This is a genomic window from Azospirillum soli, assembly GCF_017876165.1.
Lineage (GTDB): Bacteria > Pseudomonadota > Alphaproteobacteria > Azospirillales > Azospirillaceae > Azospirillum > Azospirillum soli.
The window spans coordinates 499,128-505,835 of sequence record NZ_JAGINQ010000002.1 but is presented as its reverse complement, the minus strand read 5'-3'; the positions used below and the strand labels follow the sequence as shown (position 1 = coordinate 505,835).

Sequence of the window (6,708 nt, the reverse complement as noted above, 5' to 3'; positions counted from 1 at the left end):
CCAGTGTGGCTGATCATCCTCTCAGACCAGCTACCGATCGTCGGCTTGGTGGGCCGTTACCCCACCAACTACCTAATCGGACGCGGGCCCCTCTCATGGCGTAAACTTTCCCCCGAAGGGCACATCCGGTGTTAGCGTCCGTTTCCAGACGTTATCCCGAACCATAAGGCAGGTTCCCACGTGTTACTCACCCGTGCGCCACTAGGGCCGAAGCCCTCGTTCGACTTGCATGTGTTAGGCATGCCGCCAGCGTTCGTTCTGAGCCAGGATCAAACTCTCAGGTTCAAGATGAGCTGACGCTCTCTCGACGTGGTCGCCATCAAGCAACCTCACCCAAGCTTTCGAAACTGATGTCTCTTGCTGCATAGATCAGGATGCTCCAGGCAACCGCAATGCCACTCCCCAAACCAGGAGACCGGTTCGCGACGCGGCACCAAACACCGCCGCCTGCGCATCCCTTCTCACAACACGGTATCAACTTGTCCAAGAAACCGCGAAAGGCTTGATCGCTTTGTCCTGCCTTCTGCTTCCCTCGCGTCGTCGCCGCCTCGTTGGCGGCCGTCGCGTCGGGAGGCGCTTTATAGGCGGGTGCCTTCGGGCGAGCAAGCGCTTTTTTCACCGGCTTGCGCTTTTTCCTCAAGGCCCCAGGAGGACGGTCGCAGCGCCATCGATCAGGCGGCGCATATTGGCGAATAGGGTCGCCATCTGCAGCGTCACCAGAAACCCGAGGGAATAGACCAGCCCCGGCCGCACCGCCTGCATCCGGCCGAGCCAATCCCGCAGGCCCGCCGGCACGGGCACGGTCAGCACCGCGATCATGATGAGGACGCCCACCACGCCGCCGGCCAGAATGTCGGTCGGATAATGAAGTCCCAGATAGACGCGCGGCAGGCAAATCACCACCAGCGTCCACAGGAAGGCCACGATGCCCACCGTCCGGTTCGCCCACCACAGGGCGGTGGCCAGCGCGAAGAACAGCACGGCGTGATCGCTGGGAAAGGAACTCCACCCATCGACCGCCCAGGCGTTCACGTCATGGGGAACGACGAAGTCGATGTCCGGGTTGTGGACCGGCCGTAGCCGCATCGGGAGGAAGTTCTGCAGCCCCCGCCCCACGGCGATGGCGATCAGCGCGCCGACGATGGTCCGCACGGAATAGAGGTCCGGCCCGATCAGCGTTCCGCTCCGCCGCGTCCAGCACCACCACAGCAGAGCCAGCAGGACACCGCCTTTCAGCAGATCGCTCTGCGCGATGACGTAGATGGTCTTGTCGGCGGTCATGCTGACGCGGCTCAGCGCGTTCAGCGGCTCCATGATGGCTAGGTCGAAGGCCGTGGTCACGTCGTTCCTCCCGCAGGCGATGCCGCCTTGGCGCGGCAATCCGCAGGGGGAACGGCTGCGGAGACGGGTCGTTCGGTGGGTGAAACGGCTTATCTCTCCGGCGTTGCCCCGTTCCGGCGAAACCTTGGCGGGAACGGAGCGTTTCCCCGGCGACTCCACACACGCCCCGCGAGGACGCCATGCTTCGCCTCCACATCGCCGCAGCCTGTGCGCTTCTGCTGTCGGCCTGCTCCGGCAACGCCCCTGCCACGTCGCACGCAGTCCCCCCGCAAACCGCCGAAATAAGCTGTCCCGACGGGATCGACCGGTCCATAGACGAGGATCTTCGCCTGGACGATCTTCGCAACGACGTGGAAACCCAGTGGCCAAATGGGTTTGGCAGGCCAGCTTCTCCGATGGAACGCGAACGCCTGTTCCCGGATTGCTGAGCCTTCCGCCTTACGGCCCGTTGAAATGGACGGTGCCGAGCCCGGACAGGTCGTAGCCCTGAAGCTCCTCGGCCCGCCGCGCCGCCAGCGGTGATCGGGCGAAGCGCAGCAGCGTCTGCAACGGTGGCTCGAAATAGTCGCGGCGGCGCATGACCAGATCGTAGCGTTCCCAATGCAGCGGCACGAAGTCCAAGCGCAGCTGGTGCGCCACCGCCCGGATGGCGAGCCCGGCGTCGGCCTGCCCGCCGAGCACGGCAAGCCCGACCTCCGTCTCCACCCGCACCGGCCGGTCGAGCGTCACCAGATCGGCCCAGCCGAGCCCCGCCCCCATGACAAGGTGGTCGAACAGCAGCTGCGCGCCGGCTTCCGGCTGGCGGCGCACGATGCGGGCGCGTGAGGCGGCGAGGTCGGCCACCGACCGGATGCCCAGCGGGTTTCCGGCCGCGACCACCAGCCCCTGCTCCCGCCGCGCCCATTCGATGGCGACCACGTCCCGGTCGCCGAGCTGCCGCCGGATGAAGGGCAGGTTCTGTTCGCCGCTCGCCGTGTCGAAGGCGTGCAGGCCGCAGGCGACCGCCGCCCCCTCGGCGAAGCGTTCCAGCCCGCTCAGGCTTCCCCCGCCCATCAGCGCCAGCCCGCAGCGCGACTCGTCCACGCACCAGTCGAGCAGCGGGTCGTGGCTGCCCGCGATCACCGGAGGCGGCGCGGCGGCCATCCGGACGACCGGCTCGGTTCCGTTGCGCGCGGCCAGCCAGTGGTCGATCTGGTCCTTGGGAAACAGCCATTTGCCGCCGACGCGGGTGCAGGGGATTTCGCCCCGCTGCACGAGGTCGTAGACCTTGCGCTGCTTCAGGCGCAGGTAATCCGCGATCTCCCGCGTGTTCAGCAGCTGAACCATCGCCCCCTCTTTCCCAAGCGCGCGGCGATTATGGTCGGTTCGGGAAAATTTGCAAAGGCGCGGAGCCGCTGCAGCGTTTCGCGCAATGCCCCGCCTTCGCCGTGAAACCATTCACCGTTTCAGTATTATTCGCTCACCCCATGAAAATTACCGCGCAATCGAAAAATAAAATCACCTTACAGCGTCAAATCAAACGCCAAATTTCTTGTCTCACAGCAAAAAACCCATAATTATTTCCGAAGGTCATCGCCCATTATTTTCTCCCTGGAACGTCCACTATGCCGACCGCTGCAAGAAAGCGCGCCTTTGCCTGCATCGGGTCAGGCGCCGCCATTGGCACGCTTGGCGGTCTCATGGGACTGGGCGGGGCGGAATTCCGCCTGCCGGTTCTGGTCGGCGTGCTCGGGCTCGCGGTGCGGGCGGCGGTGCCGGTCAATCTGGCGGTCAGCTTCATCGTGCTGCTGGCCGCTCTGCCAGCCCGCGCCACGACCATCGCCCTCGACGACCTCCTTGCGCACCTGCCGGAGGTGCTGGGCATGGCCGCCGGTTCCATCGTCGCCGCGTACGTCGGCGTCGGCCTGCTGAAGCGGGTGTCCGACCGGGCGCTCGGCACGCTGATCCTGGGGCTGCTGATGGCGCTGGGCGTTGTGATGATCGGCGACGCGTTCCTCGGCGACGGCGGGGCGGGCATCGTCCCTCATATCCCCGCGTGGCGCGCCCTCGCCTCCGCCGCCTGCGGGATTGTGGTCGGTCTGGTCAGCAGCCTCCTCGGCGTCGCCGGAGGCGAGCTGATCATTCCAACCTTCGTTCTCGGCTTCGGCGTGCCGGTGAAGCTGGCCGGCTCCATGAGCATGCTGGTCGGCCTGCCGACCATCGCGGCGGGGCTCGTCCGTCACCTGCGCGACCCGGCCTGCCCGCTGCGTTCCAGCGGCACGTGGCGCGACACGGTGGGGCCGCTCGGCATCGGGTCGGTGCTGGGCGCCGTGGTGGGCGGGCTGCTGCTGGGCCTCGTGCCCGCCGACGCTCTGAAAGTGACGCTGGGCGTCATTCTGATCTGGTCCGCCTTCCGCACCTTCGCGCACCAGAAACGGTAACCGGCCGGCCTCAGCGCTGCTCGTAGACGGACGCGCCGCCGGGCGTGCCGAACAGCACCACGGCGTAGGGCTCCTTCACCCCGGTCTCCATGCCCGGCGATCCTTGCGGCATGCCGGGAACGGCAAGGCCCTTGGCCACCGGGCGCTCGCGCAGCAGGCGGGTGACGCTGTCGGCGGGAACATGGCCTTCCAGAACATAGCCGTCGACCAGGGCCGTGTGGCAGGACTGCATGTTGGCCGGCACGCCCAGCCGCGCCTTGATCGGATCGACGTCGTCCACATCGTGCACGGTCAGCGAATATCCGGCGGCGCGCATGTGCTGCACCCAGCCTTCGCAGCAGCCGCAGCTGGGGGATTTCCACACGACCACCTCGGTGACCGCGGCGGACGCGACGCCGATTACACCGCGCACCGCGATGGCGGTCCCGCCGACCGCGAGGCTGGCCCCCATGGCCATCAGAAACATGCGCCGATTCATCGTCATGACCGCACCCGATCCTTGCAAAATCCTATCGCCGCCCGGCCCCACCGTGCCGAACGGAGCGCAGTCTGCCGCCATAAAGCGCACCGATCCTTGATCGTACTCAAATGGTGACTCCGCCGACCGCGAAAACCGCATCGCGGAAAATCGCATTTTCACGAAAAGGTTCCCGTTGCACGGGATATGTTGCATCGGTTACGGCTAAGTGAAATCATCCAACACCACAGTTCCGTGCATCGACGGCGGGGTTGTCCGGCCGACGATCATGGACGGGCATGCCGGGCCACGCGCACCATGGGCAACGAGATTCTGTTCGCCGACGACGATCCGCCGATGGCCCTCAGCAACGACGGCCGAAGCAAGAAGGGCGGGCGCGAGGAAGGCGGGCCCAAGGAAAGTGGGCGCAACGACGGGGAACCGTGGACGATCCTCGTCGTCGACGACGACAAGGAGGTGCACGCCGTCACCCGGCTGGCACTGGGCAAGCTGCACTACAAGGGCCGTCCGCTGAAGCTGGTGAGCGCCATGTCCGGCGCCGAGGCGGCGGACATCCTGCGAACCACCGGCAACGTCGCCATCGTCCTGCTGGATGTGGTGATGGAGACCGACGACGCCGGCCTGAAGCTGGTCCGCACCATCCGCGAGGAGATCGGCAACCACGCCGTTCGCATCATCCTGCGCACCGGCCAACCCGGCCAGGCGCCGGAGGAGGACGTGGTGCTGGCCTACGACATCAACGACTACAAGTCGAAGACCGAGCTGACCTCGCAAAAGCTGTTCACCACGGTCATCTCGGCCCTGCGCGCCTACGCCGACATCATGGCGCTGGAGACGAACCGGCGCGGGTTGCAGCAGATCATCCAGTCCACCGACCGCCTGTTCGAGCTGCGCTCCATGCAGCAGTTCGCGGCCGGGGTGCTGACCCAGCTCTCCGCCTTTCTGCGGGTAAAGCCCGACGCCATCCTATGCGCCCGCCGCGGCGAGTCCGGCGACGGCTCCCTCTACGTGCTGGCGGGGGCCGGCTGCTACGCCGAGGCGGCGGAGAATCCGCATTCCGCCATCGCTCCGAACGTGGCCGACAGCATCGCCGAGGTCTTCCGCACCCGCCAGAGCGTCTACCGCCGCAACGAGACCACGCTGTTCATCCGCGTGCCGGACGGCGGCGAGGTGGCCGCCTGGATCCACACCGACCGCCCCCTGGACGAGGTGGATCGCGGCCTGATCGAGGTGTTCGCCGCCAAGATCGCCATCAGCTTCGCCAACCTCAGCCTGTACGAGCAGCTGCGCGAGGCGAACGAAACGCTGGAGGCCCGCGTCGCCGAGCGCACCCGCGCGCTGGAGGAGGCCAACGCCAAGCTGGAGCGGCTGGCCACGGTCGATCCCCTAACCACCGTGTGGAATCGCCGTCATTTCCTGGAGCTGGCGGCGGCCGAGCTGGGCCGGGCGCGGCGGCACGAGCGGCGGCTCAGCGTTTTCCTTCTCGACCTCGACCATTTCAAGGCGGTGAACGACGGCTACGGCCACGCCGCCGGCGATGAGGTTCTGCGCACCACCGTGGCCCGCGCCCGCAGCGCGCTGCGCACCTCCGACCAGATCGCCCGCTTCGGCGGCGAGGAGTTCGTCGTCCTCCTGCCGGAAACCGACATCGAGGGCGCCCGCATCGTCGCCGAACGCGTGCGCGCGGCCATCGCCGACGGCCCGGTCGATGCGGAGGGGCACGCCATCCCCGTCACCGCCAGCCTCGGCGTCGCCGAATGGAGCGCCGGCGAGCCCTCCATCGAACACACCCTGCGCCGCGCCGACGCCGCCCTGTACGAAGCCAAGCAATCAGGCCGCGACCACGTGTGTCTGGCGGCCCTTTAAGCCCTTTTCTCCCGTGAAAGAGCCGGAAAACGGGATTCACCACCAAGACACCAAGGCACCAAGGCACCAAGCGCGACGCACCGACCCTGGCAGTGAACAACCGGCATGCGCTGAAGCGCATCTGATCTTGGTGTCTTGGTGCCTTGGTGGTGAAAATCTTTGCCCTACCCTCCCGCTTCCGCTAGCGTTGTCGCCGTCAACGGACGATCTGCGTCCGTGCGACATTCCCTGAAGATGTGTTGCACGATGTTGCACCGGCCAACGCCCAGGCGTTCACCGGCATCCCATTCGTGCACAAATCGTTGTGCAGCGACTGCACAATGAACGTGTGCGAATGAGAACAGACAACTCTATGACACAAAAGGGAGAAACGGCGCTTTTCACCCATTGTGCAAAAACCTTTGACTGCACAATCTGCACAACGGTGCACAACGGCCCGGAGGTCGCGCCGCCGCACGACCGACACGTTTCTGACCGCCTCGGAACAGGATCCGGTCGTCGGTGCCTGTGTTTGTTGCGAAGCCGTTAAAAGCGCCTGTTTCGGCACACATAGGCGTTGAATGGGGGCGCCGGCTCGATTACCACTTGGGCGTCCCACATCCG

Annotated in this window: 5 protein-coding genes and 1 rRNA gene; 2 read left to right on the top strand and 4 right to left on the bottom strand. The window is 66.2% G+C overall.

The features are described from left to right. The 3 genes from J2852_RS05420 to J2852_RS05410 form a co-directional block, all read right to left on the bottom strand. Positions 1-285 (bottom strand): 16S ribosomal RNA (locus J2852_RS05420); the annotation flags it as partial. A 351-nt stretch (positions 286-636) separates the two neighbouring features. Further along, positions 637-1,341, bottom strand: a complete 705-nt coding sequence (locus J2852_RS05415) for a phosphatase PAP2 family protein (protein WP_209872041.1) — start codon at positions 1,339-1,341, stop codon at positions 637-639. A 438-nt stretch (positions 1,342-1,779) separates the two neighbouring features. Then, the gene (locus J2852_RS05410) at positions 1,780-2,667 is read right to left on the bottom strand and encodes a helix-turn-helix transcriptional regulator (RefSeq protein ID WP_209872038.1); all 888 of its coding nucleotides are present in this window, start codon (positions 2,665-2,667) and stop codon (positions 1,780-1,782) included. Between the two features lie 278 nt (positions 2,668-2,945). Between J2852_RS05410 and J2852_RS05405 the strand changes: the two genes are divergently transcribed. Further along, positions 2,946-3,761, top strand: coding sequence for a sulfite exporter TauE/SafE family protein (locus J2852_RS05405; RefSeq protein WP_209872035.1), 816 nt, complete (start codon positions 2,946-2,948; stop codon positions 3,759-3,761). A gap of 10 nt (positions 3,762-3,771) precedes the next feature. Here the strand turns inward: J2852_RS05405 and J2852_RS05400 are convergent, their stop codons facing one another. After that, the gene (locus J2852_RS05400; protein WP_246499298.1) at positions 3,772-4,245 is read right to left on the bottom strand and encodes a DUF411 domain-containing protein; all 474 of its coding nucleotides are present in this window, start codon (positions 4,243-4,245) and stop codon (positions 3,772-3,774) included. A gap of 291 nt (positions 4,246-4,536) precedes the next feature. On the opposite strand from J2852_RS05400, the gene J2852_RS05395 reads away from it, so the two are divergent. Continuing rightward, positions 4,537-6,105, top strand: coding sequence for a diguanylate cyclase (locus J2852_RS05395; protein WP_209872032.1), 1,569 nt, complete (start codon positions 4,537-4,539; stop codon positions 6,103-6,105). Positions 6,106-6,708 lie beyond the last annotated feature (603 nt).